16 protein-coding genes are annotated in these 18,258 nt (G+C 65.4%); 10 read left to right on the forward strand and 6 right to left on the reverse strand.

What is annotated here, in order from left to right:
* The first annotated feature begins 108 nt into the window (after positions 1 to 108).
* From hemG to BKX93_RS21535, 9 genes are all read left to right on the forward strand, one after another.
* Positions 109 to 1,419 carry a protoporphyrinogen oxidase gene (gene hemG, locus BKX93_RS21495; RefSeq protein WP_082107273.1) on the forward strand — a complete coding sequence of 437 codons (1,311 nt, stop codon included), beginning with the start codon at positions 109 to 111 and terminating at the stop codon, positions 1,417 to 1,419.
* Positions 1,420 to 1,475: 56 nt separating this feature from the next.
* Complete coding sequence (gene glyQ, locus BKX93_RS21500) at positions 1,476 to 2,366, forward strand: glycine--tRNA ligase subunit alpha (protein ID WP_070981293.1); 891 nt, start codon at positions 1,476 to 1,478, stop codon at positions 2,364 to 2,366.
* A gap of 64 nt (positions 2,367 to 2,430) precedes the next feature.
* Entirely contained in the window at positions 2,431 to 2,853 is a 423-nt protein-coding gene (locus BKX93_RS21505) for a surface-adhesin E family protein (protein WP_046157479.1), read from the forward strand.
* 15 nt (positions 2,854 to 2,868) lie between these two features.
* On the forward strand, positions 2,869 to 4,929 hold the full coding sequence (glyS, locus tag BKX93_RS21510) for a glycine--tRNA ligase subunit beta (protein ID WP_070981294.1): 2,061 nt from the start codon (positions 2,869 to 2,871) through the stop codon (positions 4,927 to 4,929).
* 89 nt (positions 4,930 to 5,018) lie between these two features.
* The gene (gene gmhB / locus BKX93_RS21515; protein WP_046157477.1) at positions 5,019 to 5,558 is read left to right on the forward strand and encodes a D-glycero-beta-D-manno-heptose 1,7-bisphosphate 7-phosphatase; all 540 of its coding nucleotides are present in this window, start codon (positions 5,019 to 5,021) and stop codon (positions 5,556 to 5,558) included.
* A gap of 16 nt (positions 5,559 to 5,574) precedes the next feature.
* Complete coding sequence (locus tag BKX93_RS21520) at positions 5,575 to 6,351, forward strand: lysophospholipid acyltransferase family protein (protein WP_046157476.1); 777 nt, start codon at positions 5,575 to 5,577, stop codon at positions 6,349 to 6,351.
* Complete coding sequence (locus BKX93_RS21525) at positions 6,311 to 7,021, forward strand: M48 family metallopeptidase (RefSeq protein WP_070981298.1); 711 nt, start codon at positions 6,311 to 6,313, stop codon at positions 7,019 to 7,021. Before BKX93_RS21520 ends, BKX93_RS21525 begins: the two co-directional genes overlap by 41 nt.
* Positions 7,022 to 7,040: 19 nt before the next feature.
* Positions 7,041 to 7,430 carry a lactoylglutathione lyase gene (gene gloA / locus BKX93_RS21530; protein ID WP_046157474.1) on the forward strand — a complete coding sequence of 130 codons (390 nt, stop codon included), beginning with the start codon at positions 7,041 to 7,043 and terminating at the stop codon, positions 7,428 to 7,430.
* A 198-nt stretch (positions 7,431 to 7,628) separates the two neighbouring features.
* Positions 7,629 to 9,044 (forward strand): sodium:proton antiporter, encoded by a 1,416-nt coding sequence (locus BKX93_RS21535; RefSeq protein WP_070981300.1) that lies wholly within the window; start codon positions 7,629 to 7,631, stop codon positions 9,042 to 9,044.
* 70 nt (positions 9,045 to 9,114) lie between these two features.
* Here BKX93_RS21535 and BKX93_RS21540 read toward each other — a convergent pair whose 3' ends face one another.
* From BKX93_RS21540 to BKX93_RS21555, 4 genes are all read right to left on the reverse strand, one after another.
* Complete coding sequence (locus BKX93_RS21540) at positions 9,115 to 10,923, reverse strand: carbon starvation CstA family protein (RefSeq protein ID WP_070981301.1); 1,809 nt, start codon at positions 10,921 to 10,923, stop codon at positions 9,115 to 9,117.
* Positions 10,924 to 11,153: 230 nt separating this feature from the next.
* Positions 11,154 to 11,939, reverse strand: a complete 786-nt coding sequence (locus tag BKX93_RS21545; protein ID WP_046157471.1) for a type 2 periplasmic-binding domain-containing protein — start codon at positions 11,937 to 11,939, stop codon at positions 11,154 to 11,156.
* Positions 11,940 to 12,023: 84 nt separating this feature from the next.
* Complete coding sequence (gene btsR, locus BKX93_RS21550) at positions 12,024 to 12,746, reverse strand: two-component system response regulator BtsR (RefSeq protein WP_070981303.1); 723 nt, start codon at positions 12,744 to 12,746, stop codon at positions 12,024 to 12,026.
* The gene (locus tag BKX93_RS21555; RefSeq protein ID WP_046168768.1) at positions 12,740 to 14,440 is read right to left on the reverse strand and encodes a sensor histidine kinase; all 1,701 of its coding nucleotides are present in this window, start codon (positions 14,438 to 14,440) and stop codon (positions 12,740 to 12,742) included. The genes btsR and BKX93_RS21555 overlap by 7 nt, the downstream gene beginning before the upstream one ends.
* A 187-nt stretch (positions 14,441 to 14,627) precedes the next feature.
* Here BKX93_RS21555 and mpl point away from each other — a divergent pair, with 187 nt between their 5' ends.
* Entirely contained in the window at positions 14,628 to 15,998 is a 1,371-nt protein-coding gene (gene mpl / locus BKX93_RS21560; RefSeq protein ID WP_070981304.1) for a UDP-N-acetylmuramate:L-alanyl-gamma-D-glutamyl-meso-diaminopimelate ligase, read from the forward strand.
* Between the two features lie 77 nt (positions 15,999 to 16,075).
* Here the strand turns inward: mpl and BKX93_RS21565 are convergent, their stop codons facing one another.
* Together BKX93_RS21565 and BKX93_RS21570 are read right to left on the reverse strand one after the other, a co-directional pair.
* Positions 16,076 to 17,011 carry a sensor domain-containing diguanylate cyclase gene (locus BKX93_RS21565; protein WP_046157467.1) on the reverse strand — a complete coding sequence of 312 codons (936 nt, stop codon included), beginning with the start codon at positions 17,009 to 17,011 and terminating at the stop codon, positions 16,076 to 16,078.
* 319 nt (positions 17,012 to 17,330) lie between these two features.
* A complete protein-coding gene (locus tag BKX93_RS21570; protein WP_046157466.1) occupies positions 17,331 to 17,810 on the reverse strand; it encodes a hypothetical protein in 480 nt (159 codons plus the stop codon).
* Positions 17,811 to 18,258: the final 448 nt, after the last annotated feature.

Raw genomic sequence — 18,258 nt, forward strand, 5'->3', positions numbered from 1 at the left:
GCGACGGAGTCTTCGCGTTCCCGCGCGATGCCGGCCGCTGTTGACCGCAGTCAATGAGGGCGGGGCGGGGGCAGGGATAATCGTGCTTGAACGGGTTTTTTGGAGACGATGATGATCGCGATAATCGGCGCGGGCGTTTCAGGGCTGTCCTGTGCCTGGTGGCTGCAACGGCAGGGCGTGGCGGTACGGGTATTCGAGGCGGCGGAGCGCGTCGGCGGCAAGGTGAGCACCTTGGCGGCTGACGCCTTGTGCGAACAGGGGCCCAATATGCTGTTATTGGACGAGGAGCTTCAGCAGTGGCTGGCCGAGTTGGGGCTGTCTCCGCTGTGGCCGGAGCAGGGCAGCGGCTTGCGGCATGTGCTGCGGAGCGGGCGATACCGGCCGCTGCCATCCGGGCCTTGGCAGTTGCTGGCTGGGAGCTTTTTGAGCTGGCCGGCCAAGTGGGCCTTGCTGCGCGGCCTGCTGCGGCCGGGCAGTCCCAAGGAGGCCGAGGCCAGTCTGGCCGAGTTCTGCCGCCGCCGCTTCGGACAGGAGGTGCTGGACAAGCTGCTGGACCCGCTGGCCGGCGGCGTGTTCGCCGGCGATCCGGAAGAGTTGGCTCTGGATGAGACGCTGCCGAGGCTGGCGCGGGCGGCGGCGCAGCCGCTGCCTTTGTGGCGGGGACTGTGGCGGCAAAGGACCGCGCGCGCCCGGATGTGCACGCTGCAAGGCGGGCTGCAGCAGTTGCCGCAGCGGCTGGCGCGAGATCTGGACGTGAGGCTGGACTCGCCGGTGACCGCGCTGCGCCGCGACGGCGAGGGCTGGCGGCTGCGCACCCGCGAGGGGTGGACGCGGGCCGAGCGAGTGGTGCTGGCCCTGCCGGCCGACGCCGCGGCCGAGCTGCTGCATCCGCTGGCGCCGGAGATGGCCGATATTTGCCGGCGCATCCCGTACGCGCCGCTGGCGGTGGTGTCCACCTTGCTGGACGGCGAGGCGATGGACCGGCCGCTGCCCGGCTACGGCGCGCTGCATCCGAGCGGGGAGGGGGCGCTGACGCTGGGCCACCTGACCGTCAGCAATATCTACCCTCACGTTTGTCCGGCGGGCACCCGGCTGGTGACCAGCTTTATCGGCGGCCGCAGGCATCCGGAATCGCTGGAGAGCAGCGACGCCGCATTGTTGAATGGACTCAACGCCGAGCTGGAGAGGCTGTTCGGCATGCGCGGCAAGCCGCTGGCGCAATACCTGGCCCGCTGGCCGCAGGCGCTGCCGCAGGGCACCGGCTTGCAGCGCAGGCTGCGCGGCGCGGCGGCGCGGTGGAGCGGCAGGGGGCTGCATCTGTGCGCCAACTGGCTGGACGGCGCCTCCCTGCCGGATTGCCTGGGAAAAGGGCGAAGGCTGGCGAAGCAATTGGCGGAGAGGGCGTCCGGCTTTGCGTGAGCGGCCGCAGGGGGTAGAATCGACCCTTGTTTCTTCAATTTTCCAACACCACCTCTATGCTTACCTTCCAGGAAATCATCCTCACGCTCCAGCACTACTGGAACCGCCAGGGCTGCGCGCTGCTGCAACCGTACGACACCGAAGTGGGCGCGGGCACCTCCCATACCGCCACCTTCCTGCGCGCGCTGGGGCCTGAACCCTGGAACGCCGCCTACGTCCAGCCCAGCCGCCGCCCGAAGGACGGCCGCTACGGCGAGAACCCGAACCGCCTGTTCCAGCACCACCAGTTCCAGGTGGTGCTGAAGCCGTCGCCGTCCAACATCCAGGAACTGTACCTGGGCTCGCTGCGGGAGCTGGGCCTGGACACGACGGTGCAGGACATTCGCTTCGTCGAGGACAACTGGGAAAATCCGACGCTGGGCGCCTGGGGCCTGGGTTGGGAAGTGTGGCTGAACGGCATGGAAGTGACCCAGTTCACCTATTTCCAGCAAGTGGGCGGTCTGGATTGCAAACCGGTGCTGGGCGAGATCACATATGGCCTGGAACGCCTGGCGATGTATCTGCAGGGCGTGGAGAACGTTTACGATCTGATCTGGACCCACTTGCCGGACGGCCAGCCGGTCACCTACGGCAATGTGTTCTACCAGAACGAGGTGGAGCAGTCGAAGTACGCGTTCGAGCACAGCAATGTCGAGCTGCTTTTCCGCCAGTTCAACGACTACGAAGCCGAAGCCAAGACGCTGCTGGACGCCAGCCTGCCGCTGCCGGCCTACGAGATGATCCTGAAGGCGGGACATGCCTTCAACCTGCTGGACGCCCGCGGCTCCATCTCGGTGACCGAGCGCGCCGCCTACATCGGCCGCATCCGCAATCTGTCCCGCGGCGTGGCGCAGGCGTATTACGACGCCCGCGAGGCGCTGGGCTTTCCGATGTGCCGCAAGGACTGAGCGGAGGGAGGTCTATGCTGTTAGGGGCGGCGGCAATCGTCGTCGCGCCTGACAGGGGGTGGATATGAGAGTCAAAGCCGCATTCTGGCTGTTGTTCGCTTTGCCGGCCTGGGCGCAGCCGGCCGCCGACTGGGTGGTGTACCAGGACGGCAGCCAGATGCAGCTGGCGATAGACGGCAACTCGCTGTGGCTGGGCAAGGATGGGCTGGTGCATTTCATCAACCAGGAACGCTTCGCCAAGCAACGCTACGAGAAGTCGTACCGGTTGAACTTCTATATCCGCCGCACCACCGGTTACGCCGATTGCAAGCAGTACCAGTACGTGTTTGTCGGTTCCGAGTATTTCGACAAGAACAACAAGCACCTGTTTTCCACCATGTTCCCGGTGCCGCGCTATGCCTGGAAGTGGCAGCCGGTGAACGAGGATTCGGTCGCCCACGCCATGATGAAGGTGATTTGCGAGGCGGCGGGATCCGCATCCCGATAATTGAAGCTTGAGAGAATGAACGCGACCCTGTTGATCGAACTCCTGACCGAGGAGCTGCCGCCCAAGGCCCTGCCGCGTCTGGCCGCCAGTTTCGCCCAGACCATCGCCGAAGAACTGAAGAAGATGCAGTTCGCCGCCGCCGACGCCGAGGCGGTGGTGTACGCGTCGCCGCGCCGCCTGGCGGTGCAGCTGTCCGGCGTGCTCGCCGTGCAGCCGGAACAACGCATCACCCGCCAGGGCCCGGCCGCCGCCGCCGGCATGAAGGACGGCCAGCCGACGCCGGCCTTGGCCGGCTTCGCCCGCTCCTGCGGCGTGGACGTGTCCGAACTCTCCATCGTCAGCAACGGCAAGCAGGATGTCTACGCCTATTCCAGCACCAAGCCGGGCGAGGCGCTTTCCGCGCAGCTGGCCGACGTGGTGTCGCTGGCGCTGAAGAAGCTGCCGGTGCCCAAACTGATGCGCTGGGGCGATTCCGACGTGCAGTTCGTCCGTCCGGTGCACGGCCTGATCATGCTGCACGGCGACAAGGTGATTGAAGGCGAGGTGCTGGGCCTGAAGAGCGGCACCGCCACCCGCGGCCACCGCTTCCTGTCGCAGGGCGACGTAGCCATCGCCAACGCCGATGGCTACGCCCGCGCGATGCACGAGCAGGGCAAGGTGATCGCCAGCTTCGACGCGCGCCGCGAGCTGATCCGCCACAAGCTGGCCGAGGCCGCCGCCAAGCTCGGCGCCACCATCGCCGCGCCGGATGAGCTGTTCGACGAAGTGACCGCGCTGGTGGAGTGGCCGGTGGTGCTGGAGGCCGGCTTCGAGGCCGAGTTCCTGCAAGTGCCGCAGGAATGCCTGATCCTGACCATGCAGCAGAACCAGAAGTACTTCCCGCTGCTGGACAAGAACGGCAAGCTGATGAACCGATTCCTGCTGGTGTCCAACGTCGATCCGCAGGATCCGTCCTTCGTCGTCGGCGGCAACGAGCGCGTGCTGCGCGCCCGCCTGTCCGACGCCAAGTTCTTCTTCGAGCAAGACAAGAAGCACCGCCTGGACAGCCGCCTGCCGCGCCTGGCCAATGTGGTTTACCACAACAAGATCGGCTCGCTGCTGGAGCGCGTCGAGCGCCTGCAGAGCATCGCCGGCGCCATCGCCCATGAGCTGGGCGCCGACGCCGCGCTGGCCGCCCGCGCCGCGTATCTGGCCAAGGCAGACTTGGTGACCGACATGGTCGGCGAGTTCCCGGAACTGCAGGGCATCATGGGCATGTACTACGCCCATCACGACGGCGAGCACGCCGAAGTGGCCGCCGCCATCGAGGGCCATTACCACCCGCGCTTCGCCGGCGACACGCTGCCGGAAGGCAAGATCGCCACCGCCGTGGCGCTGGCCGACAAGCTGGAAGCCATCGTCGGCATCTGGGGCATCGGCCTGATCCCGACCGGCGACAAAGACCCGTTCGCGCTGCGCCGCGCCGCGCTGGGCGTGGTGCGGATGGCGCTGGAAGCCGATCTGGACCTGAAGCGCCTGCTGGCGGTCGTCGCCGAGGCCTTCCCGGCCGGCAAGCTGTCCGCCAACGTCGCCGAGGAAGTGTTCGGCTTCATGATGGACCGCCTGAAGAACTTCCTGGCCGCCGACTACAAAGGCGACGAGATCGACGCCGTGCTGGCGCTGGCGCCCAGCCGCCTGAACGAAGTGCGCGCGGTGCTGGCCGCCGTGGCCGCGTTCAAGTCGCTGCCGGAAGCCGCCGCGCTGGCCGCCGCCAACAAGCGCGTCAACAACATCCTGAAGAAGGCCGAGGGCGAAATCGGCGCGGTGGACGCCGCGTTGCTGCAGGAAGCCGCCGAACAGGCCTTGTACGCCGCGGTGCGGGAGCTGGCGCCGGCGGTGGAGGCCAAGTTCGCCGCCCACGACTTCGCCGGGGCGCTGTCGCAGCTGGCCAGCCTGAAGGCGCCGGTGGACGCGTTCTTCGACGGCGTGATGGTGATGGCCGAGGACGCCAAGGTGCGCGCCAACCGCGTAGCGCTGCTGGCCAGCCTGGCCGCGCTGTTCAACCGCGTGGCCGATATTTCGCTGCTGGCGGAGTAAGCGGCAGGCAGACGCATGGATGGGAGGAGGCCGCGGCGACGCGGCCGGCCTCCCGTTTTGACAAGATGGCTGGGTGAAAGGATTATCGGGTGAAGCTAGTCATTCTGGACCGCGACGGCGTGATCAACGAGGATCGCGACGATTTCGTGAAGAACACCATCGAATGGGTGCCGCTGGCGCACAGCCTGGAGGCGATCGCCAACCTGACCCAGTCCGGCTGGCGCGTGGTGGTGGCGACCAACCAGTCCGGCATCGCCCGCGGCCTGTTCGACATGCACGCGCTGAACGCGATGCACGAGAAGATGCACCGGCTGGTCGGCCAGGCCGGCGGCCGCATCGACGCGGTGGTGTTCTGTCCGCACGGGCCGGACCACGGCTGCGAGTGCCGCAAGCCGCTGCCCGGCATGGTGCTGGAGATCGCCGAGCGCTTCAACGTCAAGCTGGAAGGGCTGCCGATGATAGGCGACAGCCTGCGCGACCTGGAATCCATCGCCGCCGTCGGCGGCCAGCCCATCCTGGTGAAGACCGGCAAGGGCGCCAAGACGCTGGCCAAGGGCGGCCTGCCGGAAAGCACGCTGGTGTTCAACGACCTGTACGATGCCGCCGAGCATCTGATCAACCATCATTGAGGCAGAGACTGAAAGCATGATTGGTTTGTGGATACGCAACTTGCTGTACTGGGTGGTGCTGATTATCGCCACGCCGGTGTTTTTCCTGCTGCTGATGCTGGCCGCGCCGCTGCCGCGCCGCAGCCGCCACGTGTTCGGCGTGAGCTGGGCGATGACCCTGTTCTGGATGCTGGAGCATGTGATCGGCCTGAAATACAAGGTGATCGGCGCGGAGAATATTCCGTCGGTGCCGTCGGTGATCACTTCCAAGCACCAGTCCGGCTGGGAAACGCTGGCGCTGCAAAAAATCTTCCCGTGGCAAGTGTATGTGGCCAAGCGCGAGCTGACCTGGATTCCGGTCTTCGGCTGGGGCCTGGTGCTGATGAACCCCATCATCATCAACCGCTCCGACCGCGCCCGCGCCAACCAGCGCCTGCTGGACCAGGGCCTGGAGCGCAAGCGCCACGGTTTCTGGATCACCGTGTTTCCGGAGGGCACCCGCACCAAGCCAGGCGTGGGCGGCAAGTACAAGCTGGGCGCCGCGCGCATGGCCAAGCAGTTCGACATGCCGATGGTGCCGGTGGCGCATAACGCCGGCGAGTTCTGGCCGCGCAACGCCTTCCTGAAATATCCGGGCGAGGTCACAGTGGTGATCGGCCCCGCCATCCATCCAGACGAAGAGACCGGCCCCGAGGCGATGATGGCCGAGGCCGAGGCCTGGATCGAGGCCCGCCAACGCGAAATCGGCGGCGTCGGCCCCTTCGCCCATCCCGATGAAAAACGCCAGCGTCTGGCACCGCCTGCCTCTGCCTGACGGCGAGGTGCCTGTGCTGTTGACGCGCCGAGCGCGCCAGAGCATAGGCATCAAGGTCAGCGGCGGAGTGGTGGAACTGATCGCCGCGCCGGGTGTCAGTCAACAGCGCTTGCATCAAGTGCTGCAGCAGCGCTACGACTGGATCGTCGGCCACGTGTTGCGCCAGCGCAGCCATCTGGTGGCCGGCGAGCAGCTGAGCAGTCTGGCGCTGCTGGGCGAGCTGTTGGCTATCAGGCTGACAGGCGGCGCGCGCAAGGCGGCGCGGCGCGAGGGCGGCGAGTTGCTGGTGGCGGGCGTCGCCGACGGCGACGCTGCCGCGCTGAAAGCCGTTCTGGCCAAATTCCTGAAACGCGAGGCGGCGATGCTGTTTCCCGGCCGTCTTTCCCTGCTGGCCGCGCATTGCCGCCGCAAGCCGGGCTCGCTGCAGCTGTCGTCTGCGCGCACCCGCTGGGGCAGTTGCAGCGCCGATGGCCGCATCCGCCTGAACTGGCGGCTGGCGCAGGCGCCGCTGGCGGTGGTCGATTACGTGACCGCCCACGAGCTGGCCCATCTCGAACACATGAATCACTCGCCGGCGTTCTGGGCCGAGACCGAGCGTCTCTGTCCGGGCTGGCGCGATGCCCGCCGCTGGCTGCGCCAGCACGGCGGCGGCTTGTTTGTCTTAGACTGATCTTTAAAAGGAAAACGCCATGAGAATGCTCCATACCATGCTGCGCGTCGGCAACCTCGATCGCTCGATCGCCTTCTACCAGGAAGTGCTGGGCATGAAGCTGCTGCGCCGCAACGACTTTCCGGATGGGCGTTTCACGCTGGCCTTCGTCGGCTACGGCGACGAAGCCGCCCACACCGTGCTGGAGCTGACCCACAACTGGGACACCGAATCCTACGACCTGGGCAGCGGCTACGGCCACATCGCCATCGAGGTGGAAGACGCCTACGCCGCCTGTGACATGGCGCGCGCCAAGGGCGGCAAGGTGACGCGCGAAGCCGGCCCGATGAAGCACGGCACCACCGTGATCGCCTTCATCGAGGATCCGGACGGCTACAAGATCGAGTTCATCCAGAAAGGCAGCCGCTAAACGCTGCCGGCGGGATGCCAGGTGCGGGCGTCTTGCCGAATTCGCCGGCCGTTTCGACGCGGCCGGCTGCGGGCGGGAGGGGCCGCCCGGGCGGACCGGCACCCGGAAGCCGGTCCGCTTCCAATAACAACCGGGAATGTTCCGGCAGCCGCGGCTGCGTTTTGGCATCACGGGCACCTGCTCGTTCGGGAAGGACTGATGAATAAAAAACTGATTGCACTGGCGGGAGGGCTGCTGCTCCCCGCGCTAGCCGGCGCCGCCGATCTGGACGGCGCCACGCTTGGCTTGGGCTGGGGCGTGCCGTTCGCCGGCATCCTGCTGTCCATCGCGCTGTTTCCCATGCTGGCTCCCGGCATCTGGCACCGCCATTTCGGCAAGATCACCGCGGTCTGGACCGCGCTGTTCCTGCTGCCTTTTGCCGCCGCCTTCGGGCTGGGGCACACCGGCGCGTTGGTGCTGCACGCGCTGTTCACCGAATACATCCCCTTCATCGTGCTGCTGTTCGCGCTGTACACGGTGTCGGGCGGCATCCTGGTCTGGGGCTCGCTGCACGCGTCGCCCCGGCTGAACACCACCATCCTGGCCATAGGCACCGCGCTGGCGTCCATCATGGGCACCACCGGCGCGGCGATGCTGCTGATCCGGCCGCTGCTGCGCGCCAACGAGGGCCGCAAGCGCAATGTGCACGTGGTGGTGTTCTTCATTTTCCTGGTGGCCAACGTCGGCGGCGGCCTGACGCCGCTGGGCGATCCGCCGCTGTTCCTGGGCTTCCTCAAGGGCGTGACCTTCGGCTGGACCTTCCAGCACATGCTGATGCCGGTGCTGCTGCTGTCGGCGCTGCTGCTGATCATCTTCTACTTCCTGGATCGCCACATGTTCGCCAAAGAGGCGAAGGAGGGCACGCTCAAGCCGGTGGACACCAGCCACGACAAGCCATTGAAGCTGCACGGCAAGCGCAACTTCTGGCTGCTGGGCGGCGTGGTGGGCGCGGTGCTGATGTCTGGGCTGTGGAAGCCCGGCATCGCTTTCGAGCTGCCAGGCGTCCATCTGGAGCTGCAGAACCTTCTGCGCGACCTGGCCCTGCTGCTGCTGGCCTTCGTTTCGCTGTGGATCACGCCCAAGCAGGTGCGCGCCGGCAACGAGTTCAACTGGCTGCCCATCCTGGAGGTGGGCAAACTGTTTGCCGGCATCTTCATCACCATCGCGCCGGTGATCGCCATCCTGCGCGCCGGCGACCACGGTGCGCTGGCCGGCCTGGTGCAGACGGTGTCGGGTTCGGACGGCAAGCCGCTGGACGGCATGTATTTCTGGATGACCGGCATCCTGTCCAGCTTCCTGGACAACGCGCCGACCTATCTGGTGTTCTTCAATCTGGCGTCAGGCGACGCCGCCGAGCTGATGGGGCCGTTCGCCAGCACCTTGCTGGCCATCTCGATGGGCGCGGTGTTCATGGGGGCGATGACCTATATCGGCAACGCGCCCAACTTCATGGTCAAGGCCATTGCCGAGCACCGCCACGTCAAAATGCCGGGTTTCTTCGGCTACATGCTGTGGTCGGGCGCGGTGCTGCTGCCGTGCTTCCTGCTGCTGACGCTGGTGTTCTTCCACTTTTGATGCCGCCTCTGCCGCAAGAAAAAAGCCCATCGCGCATGCGATGGGCTTTTTTTGTCGGAGAGGATCGGGGTCAGGCTTCGGCGGCTGCCGGCTTCAAACCGGCTTGCGGCGCCGGTCGGCCCAGCAGCGCTTTCCAGCGGCGGACGGCGGAGATCAGGATCACTAGTCCCAGCGCCAGCATTACAATGGATATGCCGGCGTTGAACACGTTATAGCCTTTGGCGGCAGGGTTCAGGTAGACGTTCTTCACCATCCAGTAGCCGGCGTAGTTGACCGTCACGTACAGGTAGGCGAGCGGCACCAGGCAGGTCAGCATGTAGCTGCGCTTGTGAGACAACCGCAGGATGATGGTGGCGCCGATGATCAGGCCGATGGAGGCCATCAGCTGGTTGGACACGCCGAACAGCGCCCACACCGAGTTGATGTCGCCGGAGTTCAGCAGGTATCCCCACATCGCGCAGGCCACGATGGAAGCGCCGATCGCGCCAGGCATCCAGTCGGTGCGCTTCAGCGGCGCCCACAGGTCGCCGACGAAGTCCTGGATCAGATAGCGGGCGACGCGGGTGCCGGAATCGATGGCGGTGAGGATGAACACCGCTTCGAACATCACCATGAACTGGAAGAAGTAGGACGCCAGATGGCTGAACCAGGGGATGCGGGTGAAGATGTCCGCCATGCCCACCGCCAGCGTCACCGCGCCGCCGGTGCGGCCGTACAGGTCCAGGCCTATCTCCTGCGACAGCTTGGGCAGATTGACCACGTCCATGCCCAGGGTCTGGAACACGGCCGGCGCGGAGTTGATGGCGAAGTAATCGGCCGGGTGCAAGGCGGTGGCGGCGATCAAGGCCATCACGCCCACCACGCATTCGGCCAGCATCGCGCCGAAGCCCACCGGCAGGATGTCGCTCCACTTGTCGATCTGCTTGGGCGTGGTGCCGGAGCCGATGAAGGCATGGAAGCCGGAAATCGCGCCGCAGGCGATGGTGATGGAGATGAAGGGCCATACCGGGCCGGACAACACCGGGCCGCCGCCGTGGATGAACTGGGTCACGGCCGGGAACTGGATTTGCGGGTTGATGAACACCACGCCGACCACCAGGAGGCCGAACACGCCGATTTTCATGAAGCTGGACAGGCAGGCGCGCGGGGTCAGCAGCATCCATACCGGCAGCGCGGTGGCGAAGAAGGCGTAGATCGGCAGCAGCAGCGATACGGTAGACGCCTTCAGCGACAGCCATTCGCCCAGCGCGGTGTGCTGGATGTAAGGACCAGCGAACACGCAGGCCATGATGGCGGCGATGCCGACGTAGCTGGCGTTCTTCATACTGCCGGTCACGCGTTCCCACAGGCCCACGCCGATGGCGATGGGGATGGTCATGAACACAGCGAAAGCGCCCCACGGGTTGCGTTCCAGCGCGTGCACCACCACCATGGACAGGCCGGCCATGGTGATGGTGATGATGAACAGCATGGCCAGGCCGGTGCACCAGCCGGCCAACGGGCCGAGCTCGGCCTTGGCCACCTCGGACAAGGACTTGCCATGGTGCTTCATCGAGGCGAACAGCACCACGGTGTCGTGCACCGCGCCGCCGATGACACAGCCGATCAACAGCCACAGCATGCTGGGCAGGTAGCCGTACTGGGCGGCCAGCACCGGGCCCACCAACGGGCCGGCGGCGGCGATGGCGGCGAAGTGGCCGCCGAAGGCCACCCACTTGCTGGTGGGCACGTAGTCCTTGCCGTCCTTCAGTTCGTGGGAAGGGGTGACGGCGCTATCGTCGACGCCCAGCACCTTGCGCGTGAAGAATACCCCGTACAGGCGGTAGCAGATCGCAAGTATGCACAGGGTGCCGATCACAAAACTCAATGCGTGATCCATGATGGAGGCTCCGGTGAAATCGTGGCTCCACCTTACGCTTCAAAAGGAGCGGGCCGACGCGGGAAATGGGCGAGCGGCAGCCTGGCGTCGCGAGCGGCGGCGTGGCGGGGGCGAGCGGCGGCGGCCACGACCCCATGAGCAGCGGAAAGAGCCAACCGCGAAGAGTCCCTGGGCCAAAACGAGCCGGCGCGGGCAGCGCAAGTTGCGGGACAAAGAGCGGGTCCGGGGGATTAGCGGTTCTGCGGCTGCCAGTCCTGATAGGGCAGGTGCACCCTGGCGTAGGCTTTTTGCAGCTCGCCGCTGGCGCGCGCGGCCTTGATGGCGCGGCTGATCGCTTGGTTGACGAAGTCGCCGCGGCGATTGCAGGACATGAACAGCACGTCGGGAAAGTCGTCGAAATGCTCGCGATGGATGTGGCTGAGCTTGTGCTTGCGCACTAGGTAGTCGGCTTCTTCTTGCGCCCACAGCACGGCGTCGACGCGGCCCAGATTAAGCTGTTTCAGCGACAGCTCCAGATTGACCACGCTTTTGCTGGGGAAGCCCCAGTTCACCGGCGGCGCCTCCACCGAATAACGGGCGAGGTTGGCGGTGCGAAGGATGTCGATCTTGCGCAGCGGCTTGGCCTGGTTGGAGTAGAGCACGAAAGTGACCTTGCCCATCATTTCGTGGGAGAACTGGTAGGGCGTGGCGCCGTCGGCGTTGTCGCGCACCTTCATGATGGGGAAGCGGAAATCGGCGCCGCGGGCATCGGTATCCAGGTAGACGCGCTTGACCGGCTTGATCTCGAAGCTGATCTTGCCTTCCGGATAATGGCGGGCGATGGTCTTGAGCAGTTCGGCGAAGGGGCCGGATTCGTTGCTTTCCAGTACCTGGGGCAGAAACACCGCGATGCCGTGCAGATCGGGCGCGTCCACCGGGGACGAGGGCTCGGGCGTGGTGGTGCCGTTGCAGGCGAGGGCCTGGGCGGCGCATAGGGCCAGCGGCAGGCAAAGCGTTTTCGGCGCGTATATGGCCATCCCCTTGCATCCATCCTTTTCGTCTTGCGCTTTGTTATGAGGCGGCGCTTGCTGATTTGGGTGTAGCACAGGGGGAGGATGGCGTCAGCCGGGAATGCCCAGCGCCTCCTTCAGCGGCTTGAGGAAGCGCCGGCTGACCGGCAGCGAGCGGCCGGCATGGGTGACAATGTCGGCCATGCCGTTTTCACCCAGGCGAATCTCATGGATCGCGCGCAGGTTGACCAGATGCTGGCGGTGGCAGCGGAACAGCGCGCTGCGCTCCTCGAAGGTGCGCAGCGTCAGCTCGGTGAAGTGTTCACGCCCGTCGCCGGCCTGGACAAACACGCCGCTGACGCGCGAGGACACGAATTCCACTTCGGAGAGCGGCAACAGCATGATGCGGTTGACGCCGTGACAGGGCACCACTTCCAGCGGGGGCAGGCAGCGCAAGATGTCCAGCGCCTGCGGCGCGGTTTCCCGCTTCAGCCTGGCCAGCGTCTTGGCTAGGCGTTGCGGGTCCACCGGCTTGAGCAAGTAATCGAACGCGTGTTCTTCGAAGGCCTGAATCGCGAAGTCGTCGAAGGCAGTGACGAAGACCACGCGCGGCATCTTGTCCGGGTCCAGCATCGCCAGCATTTCCAGGCCGCTGATCCGCGGCATTCTGATGTCCAGGAACACCACGTCTGGTTGCTGGCGGTGGATGAAGGCGATGGCCTCGATCGAGTTGCCGCATTCCCCGACGACGTCGCAATCGCTGTGTCCGGCCAGCATCTGGCGCAATTCGTCGCGTGCTAGCGGCTCGTCGTCGACCAGCAGGGTTTTCAGCATGGCGTTTCTCCGGGCGCGGGGCAGGGCACGCTGAGCGTGACGCGGGTGTAGGCCTCTGGTTTGCATTCCACCGACAGGCCGTAATCCGGTCCGTGGCGGGCGCGGATGCGGCGGTCCACCAGCGCCATGCCCAATCCGTCGCCGGGGCCGGCCGGCGCGTACAGGCCTGCGTTGTCTTCCACCGTCACGCAAAGCCTACCGTCCGCGCAGCGCGCGCCGATGCGGATTCGGCCGGCTTCCAGCAATTGAGAGGTGCCGTGCTTGATCGCGTTTTCCACGATGGGCTGAAGCGAGAACGCCGGCAGCCGCGCCAGGCGGGCAGCCTCATCCAGCGCGATCTCCACGTTCAGCCTGCCGGCGAAGCGCGCTTCCTCGATGCGCAGGTAGGCGCTGACGTGTTCGATCTCGTCTTCCAGCGTCGCGGCCTCTTCAGAGCGCTTCAGGTTCTTGCGAAAGAAGGTGGACAGGTATTGAACCAGTTGCCGGGCGTGCTCCGGGTTGCGCCGTATCACGGCCGACAGCGTGTTCAGCGCGTTGAACAGGAAGTGAGGATTCACCTGGGCATGCAGCAACTTGATCTCGGTTTGCGCCAAGAGCTGCTTCTGCCTGTCGTACTGGCCTTGCAGTATCTGGGTGGACAGCAGCCGGGCGATGCCTTCTCCCAGCGTCAGGTTGATACGGGAGAACAGCTTGTTGCGCGGCTCGTACAACTTGATGGTGCCGATCACCCGTTCGTCCTCGCCGCGCAGCGGAATCACCAGCGAGGACGCCAGCCGGCACTGGGCGCTGATGGAGCAGCGGTAGGGCGTCTCGTTGCCGTCGGCGTACACCACCTCGTTGCGCTCGATCGCGCGATGGGTGTGCGGCGAGGTGATGGCCGTGCCGGGCAGGTGGTGGCCGGCGCCTATGCCGATGAAGGCCAGCAGCCGCTCGCGATCGGTGATGGCCACCGCGCCGACGCCCAGTTCCTCGTACAGGATGCGGGCCACCGTCATGCTGTTTTCCGGGTCGAATCCCTGTCGCAGCACGCCTTCGGCTCGGGCGGCGATCTGCAGGGCCTTGCCGGAGAAGGCGGTGGAGTATTTTTCCGCCAGCACCCGCCGATCCAGCAGGATGCGCATGAACATCGCCGCGCCCAGCGTGTTGGCCGCCATCATCGGCAGCGCGATGCTGGCCACCAGACGCTCGGCCGCATCGGAAGGGCGCACCAGCGCCAGAAGGATCAGCATCTGTCCGATCTCGGCGACGCAGGCCACCGCCGCCACGACCAGAGGATCGAACAACCGCGCGCGCAGGCCGCGGCGCACCAGATACAGATGCACCAGGCCGCCCAGCAGGCCCTCCATCATCGTCGACACCATGCAGGCGCCAGCGGTGAGCCCCCCCAGCGAATAGCGATGCAGGCCGCCGGTGAAGCCCACCGCCAGCCCCACCCAAGGGCCGCCCAGCATGCCGCCCAGCACCGCGCCGATGGCGCGGGTATTGGCGATGGAATCCTGGATGTGCAGACCGAAATAGGTGCCCATGATGCAAAACATCGAAAACACCAGATAGCAGACCAGCTTGTGAGGCAGTTGCAGCGTGATCTGGGTCAGCGGGATGAACAGCGGCGTCTTGGACAGCAGATAGGCGATCACCAGGTAAACGCACATCTGCTGCAGCAACGACAGCACCAGGGTCAGTTCTACGAGCATTCGGCGGCGTGGATGGTTTGCATGAGGACAGTTTAATGGCTGTATCGCCGCCGCGGCCTTGTCCTGGCGCAAGAGTGGACGGCGCCTGCGGCGCGTCGAGGCGGGCGGGGAGGCCGGCTCGCGGTGTCGGGGCGGGCAGCTTTCCGGTATCCTTGCGGTTTCGTTGTTTTTAGCTGCGTTGAACGATATGCACATCCACATCCTGGGTATCTGCGGTACCTTCATGGGCGGCATCGCCGCCATCGCCAAACAGGCCGGCCACAAGGTGACCGGCTGCGACGCCAACGTCTATCCGCCGATGAGCACCCAACTGGAGGCGATGGGCATCGAGCTGGTGCAAGGCTTCGGCGCGGAGCAGGCGGATCTGAACCCGGACGTGTACGTGATCGGCAACGTGGTGACGCGCGGCAAGCCGCTGATGGAGGAAATCCTCAACCGCGGCCTGCCGTACATCTCCGGCCCGCAGTGGCTGGCCGAGAACGTGCTGCAGGGCAAGTGGGTGTTGGCGGTAGCCGGCACCCACGGCAAGACCACCACCAGCTCGATGCTGGCGTGGATCCTGGAAGACGCCGGCCTGGCGCCGGGCTTCCTGATCGGCGGCATTCCAGAGAACTTCGGCGTGTCGGCGCGGCTGCCGGGCCGGCCGGCGCTGGACCCGGACAGCGTCAGCCCCTTTTTCGTGATCGAGGCTGACGAGTACGACACAGCCTTCTTCGACAAGCGCTCCAAATTCGTCCACTACCGGCCGCGCACCGCCATCCTGAACAATCTGGAGTTCGACCACGCCGACATCTTCGCCGACCTGGCCGCGATCGAAACCCAGTTCCACCATCTGGTGCGCACCATTCCCGGCGACGGCCGCATCGTCAGCAACGGCCGCGAGGCCAATCTGGACCGCGTGCTGGACCGCGGCTGCTGGACCCCGGTGGAGCGCTTCGGCGCGGACGCCGGCTGGCAGCTGGGCGCGCTGCATGAGGATGGCGGCTTCGACGTGCTGTTGAACGGCGAGGCGCAGGGCACGGTGCGTTGGGTGCTGATGGGCGAGCACAACCGCCTGAACGCGATCGCCGCCATCGCCGCCGCCCGCCACGCCGGCGTGGCGGTGAAAGACGCCATAGCCGCGCTGTCCCGCTTCGCCAATGTCAAGCGCCGGATGGAAGTGAAGGGAACGGCGAACGGCGTCACGGTGTATGACGATTTCGCCCACCATCCGACCGCCATCGCCACCACGCTGGAGGGGCTGCGCCGCAAGGTAGGCGGCGCGCGCATCCTGGCGGTGCTGGAGCCGCGCTCCAACACCATGAAGCTGGGCACGATGAAGGACGCGTTGCCGGGCTCGCTGGAATTGGCTGACAGAGTGTTCTGCTCGGCGGCGGGGCTGAACTGGAATCCGGGCGAGGCGCTGCAAGTCATGGGCGCCAAGGCGCAGACCTTCGGCGATTTCGACGAGCTGATCGACGCCATCGTCGCCGAGGCCAAACCGGGCGACCATGTGCTGGTGATGAGCAACGGCGGCTTCGGCGGCATCCACCAGAAGCTGCTGGACAGGCTGGCCTGAGCCGCCGAGCGGAGAATGCCGCAAGCGCGGTTCCCGGCTCCGGGCGCTAGATTAAGCGCCTGTGTCGGCTTGCGGGATCAGGGCAGTTCGATGATGTAATTGGCGCCGCCCGCGCGGGCTTTGGCCAAAGCATCCTCCAGCCGTTCCAGCATCGGCGCGGGGCTGGTTTCCTCCGGCCGCAGCGTGCTGATGCCGATGCAGGCGGCCGCCTGGTTTTCGGCGCCTTGGTACAGGAAGGTGAGCTGGCGCAGCGACTTGATCAGGCGCCGTCCCATCTCATGGGCGCCGCTGATCGGCGTCTGCGGCAGCAGGATGACGAAGGTGTTGGCGCTGCGGCGCGCCACCAGGTCGCTGTCGCGGCTGCTTTGCAGGCACAGGCTGCCCGCCAGCCGGATCAGATGGCTGTAGGCGGAGCCGTCATCCTCGCGCGGCACCATCTCGGGAATGTTGACCAGCTCCAGCGCCAGGCTGGACAGATTGCCGCCGTAACGCTTGGCGCGGCTGGTTTCGGCGTGGGCGCTGGACATCAGCCTGTGCATGCCCACCACGCCGGTCAGTTTGTCTTCGTCTTCGCTCTGCCGGCCTTCTTCCTTCAGCGTCTTGACGATGCTGAGCGAGCGCTCCACCAGCTGGCGCTCGAAATCCAGCAGCTGCCCCAGCACCTTGGCCTCGGTGCGGTCGGAGAAACTGACCACCAGCAGCGGCACCTGGTCCAGCAGGATGCGCCGCGCCGACAACTGGACGTCGAACATCCGTCCGGTGCCGGTGCTCAACTGCATGCCGCGGTTGTAGATCATGTTGTTGCCGGCCAGCTCGCGGCAGATGTTGTAGGCCTCGGTCTTGTCCGGCAGGAAGTCGTAGACCGAAGACTTGAGCAGCTCGCTTTGGGGGCTGGCGAGCAGGATGCAGGCCAGCTGGTTGGCGCAGTAGATGCGGCCATCCTCGGGCGAGGCCAGCAGCAGGCTGCCTTGCACCGTGTCTATCAATGGCTGGAATGCCTGCAATGTAACCATCTCTCCGTCTCCCGTGGCTGCCGAAGGTAATGACGCGGCTCGGGCACCTGGGGGAGGCGTCGCAGCACACTACGTTCTTCTACTTAGTTTATTCATAGTTTTCGCCATTTTCACGTTGTTTGATGAAGATTAACTGCTTAATTTTCAATTAGATATCTGTGTTCCAGGCTGGGCGGGCTTTTCGCCGGGATAGGGCGGAGTCGGCGGCGCATCGTTTCGCGCGCATGGGAGAACCGGTCGGCCAGTCCGGTCTGGCAAGCGGCTGAACCATGAAAAAGCGCGCCCTCGGGCGCGCTTTTCGCATGAAGATGGCGGCTTCTTATTGCCACAGCTGACAGTATTCGGTGTTCGCTTCGTAGTTGTCGCTGACCGTGCCGTCGTTGTAGATCTTCTTCACCCAGCCGTTGGGCTGCCGGCTGGTCGGCTGCGCGCCGCAGTTGGGGTGCACCCAGTGGATGCCGACGCCGCTGGTGTACAGCTGGCCGCACAGCTGCAGGCGGTCGCCCTGCTGGATGGTGTTCAGCGGAGAGGGGACGTCTTCGCCGGCGTAGTCGTAGCCGTAGGCGTAGACATTGTCCATCGCCACGTCGTAGGTGCGGCCGTCCTGGTCGGCGCGCAGGCGGACGTGGGTGTGCGACAGCTCGACGCCGTTGAGCGACTGGCCGGAGGCGAAAGTCGGTCCGCTCACCACGGTGCCGGTCAGGTAGCTGCCGGCGGCGGCGCGGCAATCGGATTTGGCGTCCGCCAGCGCGGCGAAGGAAACGCCCAGCAGGCAGGCGGCCAAAGCAAGTTTCTTCATTTCATGACCCTTGTAGTTTTAATGACATTGTTTTAATACGAGAGTCATTCTAGTGATGATGAATAAGGCTTATGTTTCAATTGCAATAAAAGTGATGTGTTTGTTTTGCAATGGTGAAGAAAGTGTTAAGCGGTCGGATTGGCGAAGGCGGAGGCTGGTGGCAACGCGGAAATTGAGCGATCTGGCGCTGCCGGAGGCGGATCCCTGGCGGGATTGCCGAATATGCGGAATGTCATGTAAACGACTATTTACACTGGCATGAATTAGAGACTGCTCGCAATCGTGTTACATTCTGAAACGCATCTTCAAGATGCATCGTGAGGACTGACAGGCCCCACCACCCCGGGGCGCCAGTAGCAACCGTTCAACAGACGGCTCCCTCCCCCGGTTCCGCCGCGCAGGCGGCGCGGCTCGCTCCGGCGGTCCGCAATGCGCGCGACGGACATCT

The sequence above is a fragment of the Chromobacterium vaccinii genome, assembly GCF_001855275.1.
Taxonomy (GTDB): Bacteria; Pseudomonadota; Gammaproteobacteria; order Burkholderiales; family Chromobacteriaceae; genus Chromobacterium; species Chromobacterium vaccinii.

Bases quoted from the DNA above. Each gene is read 5' to 3' on its own strand.
- hemG (WP_082107273.1), top strand. From the start codon at position 109: ATGATGATCGCGATAATCGGCGCGGGCGTTTCAGGGCTGTCCTGTGCC.
- glyQ (WP_070981293.1), top strand. From the start codon at position 1,476: ATGCTTACCTTCCAGGAAATCATCCTCACGCTCCAGCACTACTGGAAC.
- BKX93_RS21505 (WP_046157479.1), top strand. From the start codon at position 2,431: ATGAGAGTCAAAGCCGCATTCTGGCTGTTGTTCGCTTTGCCGGCCTGG.
- glyS (WP_070981294.1), top strand. From the start codon at position 2,869: ATGAACGCGACCCTGTTGATCGAACTCCTGACCGAGGAGCTGCCGCCC.
- BKX93_RS21520 (WP_046157476.1), top strand. From the start codon at position 5,575: ATGATTGGTTTGTGGATACGCAACTTGCTGTACTGGGTGGTGCTGATT.
- BKX93_RS21525 (WP_070981298.1), top strand. From the start codon at position 6,311: ATGAAAAACGCCAGCGTCTGGCACCGCCTGCCTCTGCCTGACGGCGAG.
- gloA (WP_046157474.1), top strand. From the start codon at position 7,041: ATGAGAATGCTCCATACCATGCTGCGCGTCGGCAACCTCGATCGCTCG.
- BKX93_RS21535 (WP_070981300.1), top strand. From the start codon at position 7,629: ATGAATAAAAAACTGATTGCACTGGCGGGAGGGCTGCTGCTCCCCGCG.
- BKX93_RS21540 (WP_070981301.1), bottom strand. From the start codon at position 10,923: ATGGATCACGCATTGAGTTTTGTGATCGGCACCCTGTGCATACTTGCG.
- BKX93_RS21545 (WP_046157471.1), bottom strand. From the start codon at position 11,939: ATGGCCATATACGCGCCGAAAACGCTTTGCCTGCCGCTGGCCCTATGC.
- btsR (WP_070981303.1), bottom strand. From the start codon at position 12,746: ATGCTGAAAACCCTGCTGGTCGACGACGAGCCGCTAGCACGCGACGAA.
- BKX93_RS21555 (WP_046168768.1), bottom strand. From the start codon at position 14,440: ATGCTCGTAGAACTGACCCTGGTGCTGTCGTTGCTGCAGCAGATGTGC.
- mpl (WP_070981304.1), top strand. From the start codon at position 14,628: ATGCACATCCACATCCTGGGTATCTGCGGTACCTTCATGGGCGGCATC.
- BKX93_RS21565 (WP_046157467.1), bottom strand. From the start codon at position 17,011: ATGGTTACATTGCAGGCATTCCAGCCATTGATAGACACGGTGCAAGGC.
- BKX93_RS21570 (WP_046157466.1), bottom strand. From the start codon at position 17,810: ATGAAGAAACTTGCTTTGGCCGCCTGCCTGCTGGGCGTTTCCTTCGCC.